This window comes from Acinetobacter sp. YH01018 (genome assembly GCF_013420295.1).
GTDB lineage: Bacteria > Pseudomonadota > Gammaproteobacteria > Pseudomonadales > Moraxellaceae > Acinetobacter.
The window spans coordinates 98,316-115,083 of record NZ_VOYL01000003.1 but is presented as its reverse complement, the minus strand read 5'-3'; the positions used below and the strand labels follow the sequence as shown (position 1 = coordinate 115,083).

General features: G+C 43.0%; 17 protein-coding genes. 16 read left to right on the top strand and 1 reads right to left on the bottom strand.

Annotation, left to right across the window (positions count from 1 at the left end):
* Positions 1–24 precede the first annotated feature (24 nt).
* From FTT83_RS02220 to FTT83_RS02205, 4 genes are all read left to right on the top strand, one after another.
* Positions 25–726 carry a tetratricopeptide repeat protein gene (locus tag FTT83_RS02220; protein WP_166169254.1) on the top strand — a complete coding sequence of 234 codons (702 nt, stop codon included), beginning with the start codon at positions 25–27 and terminating at the stop codon, positions 724–726.
* Positions 726–1,874 (top strand): outer membrane protein assembly factor BamB, encoded by a 1,149-nt coding sequence (bamB, locus tag FTT83_RS02215; RefSeq protein ID WP_086195372.1) that lies wholly within the window; start codon positions 726–728, stop codon positions 1,872–1,874. Before FTT83_RS02220 ends, bamB begins: the two co-directional genes overlap by 1 nt.
* 162 nt (positions 1,875–2,036) lie before the next feature.
* Complete coding sequence (gene der, locus FTT83_RS02210; RefSeq protein WP_086195373.1) at positions 2,037–3,449, top strand: ribosome biogenesis GTPase Der; 1,413 nt, start codon at positions 2,037–2,039, stop codon at positions 3,447–3,449.
* A gap of 91 nt (positions 3,450–3,540) precedes the next feature.
* Positions 3,541–4,188 carry a 4'-phosphopantetheinyl transferase superfamily protein gene (locus FTT83_RS02205; RefSeq protein ID WP_171263150.1) on the top strand — a complete coding sequence of 216 codons (648 nt, stop codon included), beginning with the start codon at positions 3,541–3,543 and terminating at the stop codon, positions 4,186–4,188.
* 201 nt (positions 4,189–4,389) lie between these two features.
* Here the strand turns inward: FTT83_RS02205 and FTT83_RS02200 are convergent, their stop codons facing one another.
* Positions 4,390–4,815: a hypothetical protein gene (locus tag FTT83_RS02200; protein WP_180174240.1), complete on the bottom strand. Its 426-nt coding sequence runs from the start codon at positions 4,813–4,815 to the stop codon at positions 4,390–4,392.
* A gap of 646 nt (positions 4,816–5,461) precedes the next feature.
* Here FTT83_RS02200 and FTT83_RS02195 point away from each other — a divergent pair.
* From FTT83_RS02195 to yjgA, 12 genes are all read left to right on the top strand, one after another.
* A complete protein-coding gene (locus tag FTT83_RS02195; protein ID WP_180174239.1) occupies positions 5,462–6,967 on the top strand; it encodes a hypothetical protein in 1,506 nt (501 codons plus the stop codon).
* Positions 6,958–9,018 carry a hypothetical protein gene (locus FTT83_RS02190; protein ID WP_257224439.1) on the top strand — a complete coding sequence of 687 codons (2,061 nt, stop codon included), beginning with the start codon at positions 6,958–6,960 and terminating at the stop codon, positions 9,016–9,018. Before FTT83_RS02195 ends, FTT83_RS02190 begins: the two co-directional genes overlap by 10 nt.
* Positions 9,019–9,030: 12 nt before the next feature.
* The gene (locus FTT83_RS02185; RefSeq protein WP_180043669.1) at positions 9,031–9,723 is read left to right on the top strand and encodes a hypothetical protein; all 693 of its coding nucleotides are present in this window, start codon (positions 9,031–9,033) and stop codon (positions 9,721–9,723) included.
* A 339-nt stretch (positions 9,724–10,062) separates the two neighbouring features.
* On the top strand, positions 10,063–10,824 hold the full coding sequence (mazG, locus tag FTT83_RS02180; protein ID WP_180174238.1) for a nucleoside triphosphate pyrophosphohydrolase: 762 nt from the start codon (positions 10,063–10,065) through the stop codon (positions 10,822–10,824).
* Positions 10,825–10,835: 11 nt separating this feature from the next.
* Complete coding sequence (locus FTT83_RS02175; RefSeq protein ID WP_180043673.1) at positions 10,836–11,246, top strand: ComEA family DNA-binding protein; 411 nt, start codon at positions 10,836–10,838, stop codon at positions 11,244–11,246.
* Positions 11,247–11,382: 136 nt separating this feature from the next.
* Positions 11,383–12,843, top strand: coding sequence for a polynucleotide adenylyltransferase PcnB (gene pcnB, locus FTT83_RS02170; RefSeq protein ID WP_180174237.1), 1,461 nt, complete (start codon positions 11,383–11,385; stop codon positions 12,841–12,843).
* Positions 12,840–13,328, top strand: a complete 489-nt coding sequence (folK, locus tag FTT83_RS02165; protein WP_180174236.1) for a 2-amino-4-hydroxy-6-hydroxymethyldihydropteridine diphosphokinase — start codon at positions 12,840–12,842, stop codon at positions 13,326–13,328. Before pcnB ends, folK begins: the two co-directional genes overlap by 4 nt.
* Positions 13,329–13,375: 47 nt before the next feature.
* The gene (gene panB, locus FTT83_RS02160; protein WP_180081647.1) at positions 13,376–14,185 is read left to right on the top strand and encodes a 3-methyl-2-oxobutanoate hydroxymethyltransferase; all 810 of its coding nucleotides are present in this window, start codon (positions 13,376–13,378) and stop codon (positions 14,183–14,185) included.
* Between the two features lie 2 nt (positions 14,186–14,187).
* Complete coding sequence (gene panC, locus FTT83_RS02155) at positions 14,188–15,033, top strand: pantoate--beta-alanine ligase (protein ID WP_180174235.1); 846 nt, start codon at positions 14,188–14,190, stop codon at positions 15,031–15,033.
* 26 nt (positions 15,034–15,059) lie between these two features.
* The gene (rapZ, locus tag FTT83_RS02150) at positions 15,060–15,911 is read left to right on the top strand and encodes an RNase adapter RapZ (protein WP_180174234.1); all 852 of its coding nucleotides are present in this window, start codon (positions 15,060–15,062) and stop codon (positions 15,909–15,911) included.
* Entirely contained in the window at positions 15,908–16,177 is a 270-nt protein-coding gene (locus FTT83_RS02145; RefSeq protein WP_180043686.1) for an HPr family phosphocarrier protein, read from the top strand. Before rapZ ends, FTT83_RS02145 begins: the two co-directional genes overlap by 4 nt.
* A gap of 2 nt (positions 16,178–16,179) precedes the next feature.
* The gene (yjgA, locus tag FTT83_RS02140) at positions 16,180–16,713 is read left to right on the top strand and encodes a ribosome biogenesis factor YjgA (protein WP_086195385.1); all 534 of its coding nucleotides are present in this window, start codon (positions 16,180–16,182) and stop codon (positions 16,711–16,713) included.
* Positions 16,714–16,768 lie beyond the last annotated feature (55 nt).

Sequence of the window (16,768 nt, the reverse complement as noted above, 5' to 3'; positions counted from 1 at the left end):
ATAACATAAGGAAAAGGTAATCCCATGAACGCATTGAGTGATGCAGAACAACTTGATAGCTTAAAATCTTTCGCTAAAAAATATGGTTCTGCCATGATGAGCGGAATTTTAATTGCGTTGATTGCCTTTTTCGGCTGGGAATATTGGCAGAAGAAGAACCTGGCTGAATCACAAATGGAAACAGCCAAGGTTCAACAGTTGATGGACGATGCAAAAAGTGTCTCAGGCGATGCCAATGCATTTAATGCCTTATCTGCAACTGCGGACAAGATTGTTAAAGAAGCTCCGGATTCTGTACAGGCCATTCAAACTCAATTGTTAATGGCTAAACTGGCTTATGACAAAGCTGATTATGCACATGCAGAACGTGCCTTGAAAAAAGTTGAAAATTCCAAACTGGATGATGTCGGTCTGGTACAGGTGGTTAAGCTGCGTTTGGCTTATGCCCAGTTGGCACAAAAAAAATATGACGATGCCATTAAAACATTGGCTGCAGTGACCGATCCTGCCTTTAAGGCAACTGCTGATGAAGCACGCGGTGATGTCTATGTGGCTAAAAATGATATCGAAAATGCTAAAAAATCGTATATGAGCGCATGGGATGCGTTGCTTGAACGTAAGCAAGAACGTCAAATTTTACAAATTAAACTCGAAAGTGTTGGCGTTTTAGTTGATGATCCTGATGTTGAACGCCCAATTTTAGAAACACAAGTGGATGAGTCGTAATGGATAGAAAATACAAAATACCGTTTGCACTAACAATTTTAACATTTGCACTTGCTGGTTGTTCTACCAATAAAATCAAGGTAGAAGAGGTTAAACCGAATCCATTGCCTAAATTGGTGCAAGCAAAGACTCTTGTTCCTGTATTTTCTCAAAGTGTTTCTTCGACCAGTAAAGCAGACCCGTTACGTTTACGCTTGGATGCCGATAACGGCGTGATTTTTGCTGTCGATCCAAATGGTGAAGTGACTGCCTATCAGGGCAAACAACGCTTGTGGCAGAAAAAGGTGTCTAAGCTGGGCTTAAGCTCGGGTATAGAAGCAGCCGAAGGCCTGGTGGTGGTCGGTAATAAAAAAGGTCAACTGTTTGCTCTGGATCAGGCTACAGGTGAGCAAAAGTGGACAGCCCAGCTATCGGGTGCCATTTTATCTGCATCACTTATTCAGTCCGGTCGTGTCATTACGGTTAGCAATGATGACACGGTCTATGCGCATGATCTGGCTACTGGTCAGCAAGTCTGGACTTATAATCTGCCGAATGTACAGTTTAGCTTGCGTGGTGTTGCGACACCGGTTGCGCTTGATCCGCGTACTGTACTGATTGCTTCATCCAATGCCTATATTTATGCGCTGGATATTATTAGCGGTGTGCCGCGTATGCAGCGTCGTGTTGCTGTCAGTGATGGACGTTCGGATATTCAGCGTCTGAATGATCTGGATGGCGATCCTGTTGTGGCTGGACAATTCCTAGTAACAACCAGCTACCAGGGCCAGGTAACGGTGATGGATCTGGCGAGCCAACAAGTGGTGTGGAGCGAAGATGCCAGCAGTATCCAACGTCCGGAAGTCTTTAATAACACTGTTTATGTGGCTCAAGCCGATGGAAAAATTACCGCTTATTCACTGACCACCGGTGAACAATTATGGCAAAATGACAGTTTACTGAATCGCCAGCTCAGCAACCCGGTAATTCTAGGTCAGGATCTGGTGGTGGGTGATCTGGATGGCGTATTGCATCTCATTGATCCGGCTACAGGCCAGCTGATTGGTCGTTCAAAGACCAGTGGTGAAGTGCGTACCCTGCGTGTGATTGATAACCAACTTTATGTGGCGACCCGTAAGGGTGCTTTAAGCATCTGGCAGAACCGTTAATTTTTTTCAGCCTTATGTTAAACTAAGCTAACCGTATTTTTTTACACGGGGGATTGAGTATTCAATGCCCCGTGTTTTATTTATTTTTGGCTAATTATTTCTTCTATTGTTTCTGATTGTTCAGACCAGACCTACTGGCTGATCTTGAATAAAGGTTAATCTATGAAACCCGTAATTGCGCTCATTGGTCGTCCGAACGTCGGAAAATCAACGTTGTTTAACCAGATCACCAAGAGCCGTGATGCGCTTGTTGCTGACTTTGCCGGTCTGACCCGTGACCGCAAGTATGGCGATGCGACATATCAAAATAAATCATTCATCGTTGTCGATACTGGCGGTATTGGCGAAACTGAAGGTGGAATCGACTCCTACATGGCTGAACAGTCCAAAACAGCCATTCATGAAGCCGACATGATCATCTTTGTGGTAGACGCACGTGCCGGATTACTGGCATCTGATGAGCAGATTGCACGTGACCTGCGTACCCTCGGCAAAAAAGTATTCCTTGTTGCCAACAAAGTAGATGGCGTACATGCTGAAGCCGCACTAGTTGAATTCTACAAACTGGGGATGGGTGAACCATTACAAGTTGCTGCCAGCCATGGTCGTGGCGTACAGCAAATGCTTGAAGATGTGCTTGCTGATGTTCCTGAAGATGAAAACCCAGATCAGCACGATAAAGACACTGGTTTACGTTTAGCGATTATTGGTCGTCCCAATGTGGGTAAATCGACATTGGTCAATCGTCTGCTGGGTGAAGACCGTGTTGTAGCATTTGACCAACCAGGTACCACCCGCGATTCAGTATATATTCCATTTGAACGTGATGGCCGTAAATACACCTTGATTGACACTGCTGGTGTACGTCGTAAAGGTAAAGTGGATGAAATGATCGAGAAATTCTCAATCGTGAAAACTTTACAAGCGATGAAAGATGCTCATGTTGTGGTGATTGTGGTTGATGCACGTGACGGGATTGTTGAGCAAGACTTGCACTTGATTGGCTATGCACTTGAAGCGGGACGTGCCATGGTGATCGCGATCAACAAATGGGACAACATGTCTGAGTATGATCGTAAGCAATGCAAGCTGGATGTTGATCGTCGCTTTGACTTTATTCCTTGGGCGAAGATTCACTTAATCTCTGCACTACATGGTACAGGGGTAGGTGATCTCTATCCGTCAATTCACCGTGCCTATGATTCTTCACACTTGAAAGTATCTCCGGCAAAAATCACGCAAATTTTGAATGATGCAACCGATGCGCACCATCCACCGATGGTACAAGGTCGTCGTATTAAAATGCGTTATGCCCATATTGGTGGTCAAAATCCACCAACGATTGTCATTCATGGTAACAAGGTGGATAAAACCCCTGCAGACTACCGTCGTTATTTGGAAAACGTATTCCGTAAAGTGTATAAGCTTGAAGGCACGCCAGTAAAAATCGAATTTAGAACGTCTGAAAACCCGTTTGAAGGGCGTAAGTCACAAATTGATGAGCGCACGGCAGCACGTAAGCGTCGTTATGTTCAGAAGTTTAAGAAAGCCGAGAAGAAATTTAAACGTGGTTAAAGACCAGCTTTAAATAGTATTCAAAAAGCCCAAAGTGATCTTTGGGCTTTTTTCTTTTAAAATATACTTCTATTTTTGACAGGTGATCTTGGTGAGCAGACGGATAAGGGTAGAAGTAAATGCACTGGAGCAGATCGTTCATGTGGATCATGCACTTGATCGCAAGAGCAAAATCCAGTTGCAAAAACAGCAAATCCATCACTTTCGTAATCAATTACTTTCCGAGCAATTGCAGGTCACAATTCAACATGAGCAGTTGACGACTACTGAATATGGAAAACCATATTTGATTAATTTTCCTGAATTTTATTTTAATCATAGTCATAGCCAAAAAAATTATGCTTTAGCCACCAGTCATACTATGCCTGATATCGGGGTGGATATTGAAGATCTAGATCGCAAGGTTAGATTTGAAGCATTGGCGAATCATGCATTTCATCCTGATGAATTAAAATACTGGAACGAATTGCAACATGAGTCAGAATATTGGTTTAAAGTCTGGACCACCAAAGAAGCAGTATTGAAAGCTGCCGGACTGGGCGTGCGCTTAAATTTAAATGAGTTAAATACTTTTGTTCATCCAGTACATAATGGCGGATTGTGTAGTCATCCTTTAATTGGAACATTTGCTTATCAAAACTTTCATTTGGGGCATGTCATGCTTACGGTTGCCTGGCGTTCAGAAGCCTCCTGTAAGGGGTTTAGCTTTCCTGAAATAAAAATAATTTTGTCATCTTAAAATATGTGGTTCTTATTCATGCCCCTATAAGGTCATAACAGCTTTAAAGTCCAAGATTCATCTGGATAAACACAGATCAATAAAAATCGATAGGATAAAAAACAGTGACCTGTATCGCCTGTTTTAAAATCAAAACAGGCATTTTTATTTCAATGATCGATAGTGATGAATGTTTAGCGAGTGTGTGAAAAGATCCACGGATTATTGAAGGCCATCTTCGCTTTGGTCCACTTCGATTCGATATAATTTGGTTCCATTATTGGCGTAGATTAAGCGTCCAGCCTCTTTATAGTAGGTTTCAATCCGAAATTGATCCTTGGAAAAAGCACCTGCGACTGGAATCCAGGCTTTCGCTGTCTGATAGCTTCTTTGATCTGTTGAAGCACCAACTAAATCTTCTACCTGACCTTTAGACATACCAATTTTTAACTGGGAAAATTTAGAATTCTGGTAATCGCCAACAATTTCACCCGTATAGCTGCCATCAATCGAAACCTCTTTGGTGGCATTGCTATTCGGCTCCGAATTTAATGAGTTATTTTGAGTCTGTTTATTGGAAGGCATAGTCGAACAAGCCATTAAACTTAAGCTGCTGATTAAAATAAGAAGAGCATTTTTCATTTTCATTATTATCGCCTTATTCATGTTGAAGGATTCTAGGGATAATTTTAATCCCAGTTGCGATATTGCCAACAGCTATTTTTTAGCTAAAGTTTTACCAATTGTTAGGAAAGGAGTCTGTATTCTTTTGATCCAGCCCTTGCTGATGGAGGTGGTTTCTCAGGCGTATTCATGAGTATTTGCCCATTTTTTATGGGGGATGTCCTCCATTTATCCTGCTCAAGATGTTTCCTAAGTGACCCGTATGTTGTGATCAGACTAACGTGGATTTACTGTTCAGGCTATGTCTGTGCAGGGGATTGCAGTCCGTGATTTGGGGCTGTTGAGCTGCTGTACGAAATAATTTTAACAATGGTGTTTTAAATGCCTCTTTTTGTGTTTTAGATTGATTGAAATATGCTGAAATATTTATTCAAAATAAACCATCAAAATAGATTAATGAATTTGTGTCTAAAGGGATATTAATTTTACATATAAAATTATATTGTTGATTGAATGGTATAAAAATCAATAAAAAGTAAAATTTAGTGATGGAGTTAATCTTAATTTTTGTTATGATTTGTATGTTTTTTGTATTTTAAAAATCACGTTAAAAATATCTAAATTTCTTTATTAGTAAATCAGAAAAATTTAGTGAAAAAGGGTGTAAATCATGAAAAAGACCATATTGGCACTTTTGTGTCTGGGCGGTTTTCAGGCGGTTAATGCAGAAATTATTAAAGTGAATGGGGAAGGCACCGCGCCGATTATCAAAAAAGATCCGAATGCTACGCGTAACCAGGCTTTCCAGAATGCGAAAACTGATGCTGTCATTGCAATGATTAAAAAAATAAACGGTCCACAAGCAATGCAAGAGGCTCAGCAGTATCTGGATGAAATTGTGAAGCAAGTCGATTCCAGCTACCTCATTAACCGTGGCAGTTCAACTCAAGGCAATAATGAATTGCTGACCCAGGTCAGTCTTGAAATGGATGATCAAGAGTTCCGTTCTATTTTAAATGATCTGGGGCTAGCAAAAAAAAATAGCCGAACCAGCCCGATTATGATTGTCATGGATGAATACTTTGGTGTTCCCAAAGATAATTCCAAGCCGGTCAAAGAATTTACCTCTTATTTTTCCGATCGTAGTTACAGCTATGACGAAAATGCCAGCTACAAAGCCAGTGAAAGTGCTAAAGCCAGTGCTTCAGACTCTTATTTATCTAAAGGCCGTTCATCTGCTGCATCAGGCTATGCCTATGACAACTATTATGGTGCCGGTGTAGGTGTTTCGGCACGCTCGGCGAGCCACAATAATTCGGGTAAATCATCATCTTCAAGCAGTTACAATGCCAGTGAATCGGCAAAATATAGCCAGTCTGAACGGCAAAATGATATTCAAAGTTTCGTGAAATATGTGGAATATCAAACGCCAAGCACCAAGGCCGAACGCGATAACCAGACCTTGAATGCAATTGCTGAGTCAGCGGTTCGTTATGACCTGCGCTTACTCGATTCTGACCGTTTCAGAAGCCAGTATTTGAATGGCCGTAGTATGACGATTCAGCAGCTGACGAGTGATGCTGAACTGAATAAACTGGTGGCTGCTGCACGTAAGGAAAAAGCTGACTGGTTTATGGCTGGCAGTTCGTATATTTATGACCGTGGCCGTTCTCCTGTAACGGGCCAGTTTGTTTGTGACGGTGCGGTGAGCTTTAAAATTTATTCAGTGGATGACTCGACCCTAATGGGTGGCCAAACCCGTACTGAATCATCAACTGGTGCGACGACAGATGCCTGCCGAACCAATGTAGCAGCCAAACTCGGCGAGCTGGCGATTAGTCAAATCGGCCCGCAGATTTTGGGTTATGCAAAAAACCGTTCCATGTATGGTAAGGAAATCACCATTTTTGTGAAAAGCATTTCTGGCAATGTATCGAGCCGTTTAGGTGATGACTTGTATATTGCACTGGATGAAATGGACGGTGCGGAGAATATCGATATTCGTACGCAAGATGGAAAATTGGTTGAAATGACCATGACCTATAAAGGGGAAAAGCCGATGAGTGCAGAGTTGGCCAAAGCATTGCGCAAAGTCAATCCAACCCTGTCAAATGCTGAACGCTTACAGGCGGGCAATACCATCACACTGTGTATTGGCGGTACACAATGCAAGTAAAATTCAAAGCCCTGTGTCTGGCGATGCCAATGCTATTTTCGGCAGTGGCACATGCAGATATCCAGATTTATCCCTCAAAAGGGATTTTTGGCCTGGAGCAAGGGTGTCGTGCCGACCCGAATAAATATGAAGCCAATGGTGCATCCATAGTCTGTGACTTTAGCCAGGCCATTGATAATGATGTGATTCGTAAGCAAGCAGAGCAATTGTTTGTACAAGGTTTAAAGCAGAGCTTGGGCGAACAAATTGTCGACAGCATTTCACAAAAGACCAAGCACCGCACCTATGTCGCATCCTTGGACGTATTACGTGCCAGTGAATATATCGTTCAAAAAGAGTCAACGGCTGAAATTTTTCTGCCAGTGACCCTGAGTTTGAAGCTCACGAATGTCTTGTCGGGCGAAGTGATTTATAGCGACAGTGCGACCTTGTCTCAGCCAATCCAAGTGCTGAGCAGTGAGCTTGAGTCGGCAGCAACCAAAGCAGCGATTAAACAGAAATTTCAAAGTACCTTGTTGAGCTTGACACAGCAACTCACTCAAGACTTGAAAACCAAGTTCCAGGTGACTGAAATTGATACGCAGGTGATTGACCAGTGGAAATCCTATCTGGTGCTCGATAAAGGATTTAAGCAGGGAATTGCCATACAGGATGAACTCAGTTCTGCTGAAGGTGACCTGATTCGTGTGGTACATGCAGACAGCGATTATGCTGTTGCTGTACCGGTGCTGATGCAAGGCAATAGCAAGCACTTTAGCAAAGTATCGACCAATACACGTCAGGCCATGAATAAGCCTAAAGCCTTGGTGGTGGATGTATTGACCTATCAAGGTGAGTCTAAAGACCTGATTGAACAAATTTTTTCGGATGCGATCGGTGAGCAGGCATCTTTTACCCTGACACCAGTCAATCGCCGTTATAGTGCGATGGCACAAAGTATCAGTGAGCAGACGGCTTTGGCACAAAGTGCCGATATTAATCAGCGCGAGCTGCCAGAATTCTTTATTCGGGTTAATGTCATTCCTGTGATTGCCTATCAGCAGCGGATTGGCAAAATGACCCAACAGCAGATCTTTCATAGTGAAGTCTTTGCCGAAATGATTGATCGTTCCGGTCGGGTGATTTATTCAGCTCATGCAACAGATGAAATTAAGGACGTGATTTCTGAAGGAATGGGCTTTTCTTTGGAAGCTCGTAAAGAAGTGGTGCTGAAAAATGCGCTGTTGAAACTGGGTCAACAATTTCAGAAGGGTATTCAATTCACCCGCTCTGATTTAAAGGTTTCGGGTTCAAGCGGGCAAAGCATCACCATTGATGATGCCGGTGAGCGCTTAAGTCGAGGCATGAAAGTTCATGTCTATCACTCCGATCGGGCAGCAGGACGCAATATCCTGATTCCTACATGGGAAGCGACCATATTAGAACGTCAAGGCAAGAAAGTTACCGCGCAACTCGACTTCCCGGTTAGCAGCAATGAACGTTTGCCGGTGCGTTCTGGTGACAGTATTTTGCTGGACAGTTCTGCACCCATCGGTGATTCCAAGCAGGCACGGGTTTTATGTCTGGGCTTACATACCGAACAAGTGGGGGAAATTCCGTTTTACGGTTTTGGTCCATTGCTTTATAGCGCTTTTACCAGCCAGTCGAAGCGACCGTTTTATGCCACTGGTGCAGGTTTTAAAGGGCAAACCTTATTAAAAGACGCTGTTATTCGTATGACCGAAAATGCCGGTTTTAAAAAGAATATGGATGTGAATTTCTATCTTCCAAAAGATGAATGTTTGCAGCCTGTCTTTAAGATCGAGGTGAAAGAAAACTCGGTGAAATGTAATAGTGATCAATCCAGTTGTGATGCGACATTGGTCATGACGAGTGGTGCGCGCAGATTCAACCAGAACGCTGAAAAAATCGGTGCATATGGTTTCCAGCAGGAAATTCAACTCAAAGGCATTGTTCATCAGCATCGTCATGAAATGTATAACATTCAGATGTTTGATGCTTTGCCAAAAATTTTAAATCAAATCGTGCAAAAAGCCGATTCTTCACAATAAGGGTAATAGGGTATGAAAAAAATTTCGATTGTTTTAGCCATCAGTGCATCAATGGGAGCATCAAGTGTTTATGCTGGTTTTGGTTCACTTAGTAGCCTGGCTTCGACACTCACTGAATCGGCTACCGGGGTATCTTCGTCAAATATGGATCTGAATGGTTTCTTTACTCAAGCCAAAGCCGCGAATGCGATGTTTCTTCAGAGCCGTACTGCTTTAGCTTCATTGCTTGCAAGCAAAAAGGATTCGGATGAATTAAAAGCAAAACAGAAAAGCCTGAAAATAACTTCTGATCTGAAAGAAAAAGAAGCCATTCAAAAAGAAATTGTGGCGATGTCTAATGCTGTTTTAGAAGCTTCTCAAAAGGATGAGGCAGCAACAGTCGCAAAACTTGCATCATTGAATGCAGACCAAAAGAAACACTTGTTGGATTCTGCAACAAACTTTGTGATTGCAAGTTTAACCGCTCGTGAATTGGCGGTAGGGGCAAAACAGGTGAGTACCAGTTTGATCACAAATCCAGCCAGCTTGACCAATACTGGAATGTCATTGGTTGATGCTAAAAATGTAGTGGGTGATATTACCGGTATTGCAAAAAACTCAACCTTGGCTTTGGTAGAATATCCTAAGCTGTTTAAAAAAGCCGGTATTGAATTTAAGCTGCCAACCAGCTCTGCAGAAAAACCAAGAGTGCTTGATGATATTTAATATATTGATTGGGATGCAGATTTTAAATCGATTAAAATCGCTACCGTTCATTAAATATATTTAACACTAAAGAAGAGCCTGATCATCAGGCTCTTTTGCTGGTATTTTATTTATTCTCTCCCCATTTTTTTGCGCAGGCGATCGCTCATTAACAGCAAGTCGCGTAATTCCCCTGATCCTATCTAGTATTGTCTCACCCATACCGATCTAGTGCCCGTATGTGTTCTCTTTTCACTTTTATGATTGAGGTACTTTATTTTTGAGTGCAATGCGGTTCAATATCACTACAATGGAGCAGGAAAATGCTTGTATCTGAACATGTCGGGGAGTACTTAAAACATGGATAATTTATTGGCAGTGATGCGTGAGTTACGTGAGAAATGTCCATGGGATCAGCAGCAAACACCGCAAAGCCTCACCCGATATGCCATAGAAGAGGCCTATGAAGTCGAAGCGGCAGTCAGAGCAGGAAACGCAAATGATGTGCGCGATGAGCTGGGTGACTTGCTGTTACAGGTGGTGTTTCAGGCTCAAATGTACAGTGAGCAAGGTGCTTTTGATTTTAATGATGTGGTCAATGCCATTACCGAAAAACTGATTCGCCGTCATCCTCATGTCTTTCAGGCAGAACAATATTCCGAATTGAGTGCAGAATATGTATCCGTACTGTGGAAGCAAATTAAACAGCAGGAAAAGCAGGGCAAAGTACAATCACGCTTAGATGAGATCAAACATGGTCCTGCCATTCAGCAAGCACATGACATTCAAAAAAATGCGGCGAAAATTGGCTTTGACTTTCCAGATGTGGCAGGTGCTTATGGCAAACTGAATGAGGAATTAGGCGAATTACAACACGCCATGCAAAGGCAAAATTCCGACGAAATATTCGACGAATTTGGCGATTGTTTATTTTCACTGATCAATGTTGGACGTAAACTAGGACTTTCTAGTGAAATGGCACTGTTAAGTACCATTCATAAATTTAGAACACGTTTTGCTTTCATTGAAGATCAGGCTAAGCAACAAGATAAAAATATTGAAGCCCTATCATTAGAAGAAATGGATCAACTGTGGGAGCAAGCGAAACAACAATTAAAATAATAGGTTTCCCAATGAAAAAAATAATACCTATCCTGAAGGGGATTTCTTATATTTTTAGTCTGCTGTCTTTGTTGAGTGTATCCAGTAGTTATGCTCAACAGTTTGACCAGCAGTATTTAAAATGGAAGGTTGAACAGGAGGCCCAGGATGCACGGTTAAAAATACCGCGCGTCTCAACACGGAATTATTATTTGGCTAGGCCTGCTTTAAACTCTGCGACTTCAGCGACCAACAAGATCAACCTGAATCAGGCCAATGCGGAACAGCTACAAGAACTTTCAGGGGTAGGACAGAAGAAAGCTGAAGCCATTATTTCCTATCGACAAAAAAATGGAAAATTTAAAAATATTGAAGAATTGCAACAGGTCAAGGGGATTGGACCTGCGCTATTTAGCAAGAATAAAGACCGTTTAGGCTTGTAGAGGAATGGCAATAGCCGCTTAGAATATCGAACAAAGTATGATGCATTAAGATAATCAAATTGCCCTTTGATTGTGTTAGAGATATGATTAGCGTCATCTTAGATATTTTACGTTCAGACGTAGGAGACAGCGTCTTTTGCAAACTTTGCGCGCGTCAAAATGTGGTTTATCAACCGCTCAATTACCTTCTTACATATTAGATGTTATTGATGCCTTAACCAAGGCAGGCTATGAAGCTTATATCGTCGGTGGCGGCGTCCGTGACTTAATTTTAGGGCTGAATCCTAAAGATTTTGATGCGGTTACCAACGCAACTCCGGCTCAGGTCAAAGAAGTATTCGGACGACGTTGCCGTATTATCGGACGACGTTTTGAGCTTGCTCATGTCTATGCCGGTCGCGAACTGGTCGAGGTGGCCACTTTCCGTGCCCCGCCTAAAAAAGCAGTCACTTCTGCCTCAGGCATGATTCTGCGCGACAATAACTGGGGCACAATTGAACAGGATTTTGTGCGTCGTGATTTTTCCATTAATGCGATGTATTACCAGCCGCGTCAAGGGATTGTGCTGGATTTCTGTCATGCTATTGATGATATAAAAAATAAAACCTTGCGCTTGTTGGGTGACCCGACCTTACGTTTCGAAGAAGATCCGGTACGTATGCTGCGTACTTTACGTTTTGCTGCAAAATTAAATTTTAGTATTGCACCTGAAATTTTAGAGATTTTTACCCCAGAGCTGACCCAGCTGTTGCGTGATATCTCTCCACACCGCTTATATGATGAATCACAGAAGCTGTTCACCATGGGACATTTGAACCGGGTGCTGCCAATGCTGATTGATTTCGGTATTTGGCATCAGCTGTTTGCGGACATCAGCCCGGATATCTCCACCTTTATCGAACGCGCTGCGATCAATACCGATCAGCGCATTCAAATGGGCAAGACCATCAATCCTGCATTCTTCTATGCGGTATTGCTGTGGAAACCGTTCTTGGAGCGTTGTGACTTTTATTTAAGTAAAGGGATTGTTCCAGCAGAGGCAAGAGCGCAAGCCGGTTTGGATGTGTTAAAACGTCAGGCTACCCGGACCATCATTCCACGTTTTGCAGAAACCTTTATTCGTGAAGTCTGGGAAATGCAAACGCGTTTACTCAATCCGAAGCCGCAGCAAATACAGGCTTTATCGACCCATGCGCGTTTCCGTGCCGGATTTGACTTTCTGTTACTGCGCGAGAAATCGGGTGACGATACCACTCAAGGCATGGGTGTATGGTGGGATGCGTATCAACAGATGTCTACGGATGAAAAAGAACGTGCCATCAGTCAATATAACCGCCAGCGTGCAAAAAGCCGCCGTAAGGCAACTACAGACGATGTGGTGGAAACCAAACCGGTTGCTGCAATTACTGAAATTGAACCTTTGGTGAACGAGCCGGAACCGCGTAGTCGCCGTGAACGCAAGAGCCGGACAAAATCTGAAAGACCCGTTCAGTCCACTTCATCAAATGGCTCGGAAATTGGCTATGACCATCCGATTTTAAAACGCAAACGGGTCAAACGTGATTTAAGCCAGGTGATTTTTGGACCGACACAATGAGCACAGTAACCTACATCGGCCTAGGCAGTAATCTGGGTGATTCACGGCAAATTTTAGCAGAGGCAGTACAGAAGCTGGCGACGCTGGGAGCCGTGAAAACATCCAGATTGTATCAAAGCCCTCCAATGGGGCCACAAGACCAGCCCAATTACTTAAATGCGGCTGTACAGCTGGTTACAGACTTGGAACCCCTTGCATTGCTGGATGAATTGCAGCGTTTTGAGCAAGAATCAGGTCGAGTGCGACTGCGCCGTTGGGGTGAACGGACTTTGGACCTGGATCTCCTCATGTATGGCGAAGAACTGATTCATCATGAGCGTTTAACCGTGCCACATATTGGTGTTATGGAACGTGATTTCGTGCTGATGCCATTGCTTGATTTAGAGGCAAATTTACAACTCAAAGGACAATTATTAAAAGATTTACCGATATTGCAACATCCATCGCTTACCGTATTGGATGAGGGAAATTGGGCAAATATTTAATTTTTTGCATGACCGCTTGAGAAAGTCGTCATAAGAGGAATATCCGGATGATTAGTCTAAGTGACTTAAGAAAATTTAAAGCGCAAGGCCGCAAATTCTCTTGCCTGACTTGCTATGATGCGAGCATGGCGAAAGCAATGGAAGTTGCTGAAATTGATACGATTCTGGTGGGTGATTCTTTAGGAATGACCATTCAGGGCTGTGATTCTACTCTGCCTGTGACGGTACAGGATATGGCTTATCACACCGCAGCTGTTCGCCGTGGTAATCAGCATGCTTTTATTCTGACTGATTTGCCGTTTATGAGTTATGCCACGCTGAATGATGCCTTAATCAGTGCCAAACAAGTGATGCAGGCTGGTGCGCACATGGTGAAAATTGAAGGCGGTGCATGGCTGGCTGAAACCGTTCAGGTCTTGACCCGCAATGGTATTCCTGTATGTGTGCATTTGGGCCTAACTCCACAATCTGTGCATGTGTTTGGCGGCTATAAGGTTCAGGCGCGTACCCGTGAAGCTGCCGATCAGCTGATTGCCGATTGTAAGGCTGTGGTGGAAGCCGGTGCTGCGGTACTGCTACTGGAATGTGTTCCGGCGCAGGTGGGTAAGGAAATTAGTGAGTTGTTTCCACATACGCCTGTGATTGGCATTGGGGCGGGGGCAGATACGGACGGCCAAGTATTGGTTGTACAGGACATGCTTGGACTGACCGGTGGTCATGTGGCCAAATTTGTACGTAATTTTATGAAAGAACAGGCAGGGGAAACTGCAATTCTGGATGCTTTTAAAGCTTACCATGCAGCGGTACAAGATCAATCTTTTCCTGCTAAAGAACAAACTTTTCAAGTTGAGCTGTAAACATGAAAACAGAAACTACCATTCAGGGATTAAGCGCTTCACTGAGTCCAGCTCGATCGGCACGAAAAATTATCGGTTTTGTTCCGACCATGGGGAATTTGCATGAAGGGCATTTAAACCTGGTGCGTGAAGCAAAAAAAATCTGTGATGTTGTTGTGGTCAGTATTTTTGTCAATCCGATTCAATTTGGGCCTAATGAAGACTTTGACAGCTATCCGCGTACTCTGGAGCAGGATAGTCATTTGTTGGCAGATGTCGGCTGTGACATTATTTTTGCCCCTAGCGTTGAGCAAATGTATGGTAACAAGCCGCGTTTAACCAACATTAGCGTGTCTGAGATTACCAATGACTTATGCGGGTTGCAGCGTCCGGGTCATTTTGATGGCGTGGCGGTAGTGGTTACTAAACTGTTTAATATTGTGCAGCCAAATTTTGCCTTCTTCGGGCAAAAGGACTACCAGCAACTGGCGGTGATTCGTCAGTTTGTACGTGACCTGAATATTCCGCTAGAAGTGATTGGGGTGCCGATTACCCGTGCCAAAGATGGTTTGGCCCTTAGTTCGCGTAATGGTTATTTGAGTGCAGAACACCGTGCCATTGCTCCGACCATTTACCAGAGTTTAACTGCTGCCGAGCAGGAACTGCACAGTGGTATCAGCCTTGCGGACGTGTTAGAAAATATAAAGCAAAAGTTGACACAAGCTGGTTTTATTGTGGATTATGTGGAAGCACGCACTCCGGAATTACAAAAAATAGAAGCCTTTGATCAGGATGTGGTGCTGTTTGTTGCCGCTAAATTGGGCACTACCAGACTGATTGATAACTTGCAGGTTAAGCATACTGCATAGACTTCACTATTAAGGACAGCCTTGCCATGAAGCGTATTTTAATCGTCACAGGACAATCTGGATCGGGAAAATCATCTGCCCTGCAGGTGCTTGAAGATTTGGGCTATTACTGTATTGATAATTTACCGCTGGCATTGCTGCCGGAAATTGTGGAAAAACTGGATCGTGACAATAATCTTGAACAGCTGGCACTGGGCGTAGATGTACGCAGTACGCGTGCAGATTTGCAGGAATTTGATCATGTTTTTGAACAACTGCAGAAATCTGGTTCGGTGGATATCATTTATTTGACTACGCAAGATCAGGAACTGATTTCGCGTTTTAGTGCATCGCGGCGTCCGCATCCTTTAGCCAGTCGTTTTAAAAGCCTGACTGAATGTATACAGGAAGAAAAAAACTTATTGCTTCCGATACAGTTGCGTTCAACGGTACATATTGATACTACCGATAAAAGCGTACATGATCTGAAACATACCTTGTTGTCTAAACTTGGACAATCAGATAACCTCATTTTAATTTTACAATCATTTGGTTATAAACACGGTATTCCGCTTGATGCCGATTATGTCTTTGACGTACGTCATTTGCCGAATCCGCATTGGGATCTGGAATTGCGAAAATATTCAGGTTTGGATTTGCCTGTACAACAGTTTTTGCTGCAAAGTGAACAAACCAATGAAATGTTCCAAGACATTTATCATTTTTTAGATAAGTGGTTGCCTGCCTTTGCAGAAGGGCATCGTCACTATATGACGGTATCCATTGGCTGTACCGGCGGGCAGCATCGTTCCGTATATATCGTAGATAGACTCAAAAAAGCCCTTGAGGAAAAATGGTCTATCCAAGTCCTCCACAGAGAAATGAAGCACTGGTCATGATTGACACAACTGTTGACGTAATTAATAAACTAGGTTTACATGCGCGTGCGTCTGGAAAGCTAATCGAAGTTACCACCAAATTTCGTTCATCGATTCAAATTGGTAAAGGCAACAAATTAGTAGATGCAAAAAATATTATGGCTTTGCTGATGCTCGGTGCAGGCAAAGGCACAACTTTACGTTTAGTGCTTGAAGGTACAGATGAAGAACAGGCTTTATCTGAAATTCAGGCATTATTTGCAGCAAAATTTTACGAGGCAGATTAATCGTGGCACGTCGACCGAACCGTTTTACTGAAGATGACTTTGAAAGTTTAGAAGGGCGGGCGAGTAAAACCGAACAGAAAAAAGCAGTTCAGCGTATGGCTGCTTTAGGTGAGCAACTGGCTCAGTTGAGTATCAAACAAATTAAAAACCTTCCGGTGGAAGAACGTTTGATTGATGCTTTACTGGATGTGCAAACCATTACTTCACATGAAGCACGTCGCCGTCAGTTTCAGCGTGTAGGAAAATTATTGCGTAATGAAGATGAAACCATGATTTTGTCTTACCTTACTCCACAGCAAGGCGCGAAAAAAACTGCGCAGTTGCAACGTTGGGTCGATCGTATGATCGCGCAAGGTGATCCGGTGATTAAAGAATTCATGAAAGCGCATAATGCTGCCGAGCATCATGCCATTCGTCAGCATATTTTGCGTATCCATCGTGATATCAAAAATCAGGTGACGGAAGAAGAGCTGGCTGCATCCAAGTTAAAACTGTTCAACTATATTCAGCAAGTGGCTTTGATTTCAGATAACTGACTTTCTTATTTCTATACTCAAACTAAAAAAGCGACTCATGAAGTCGCTTTTTTTC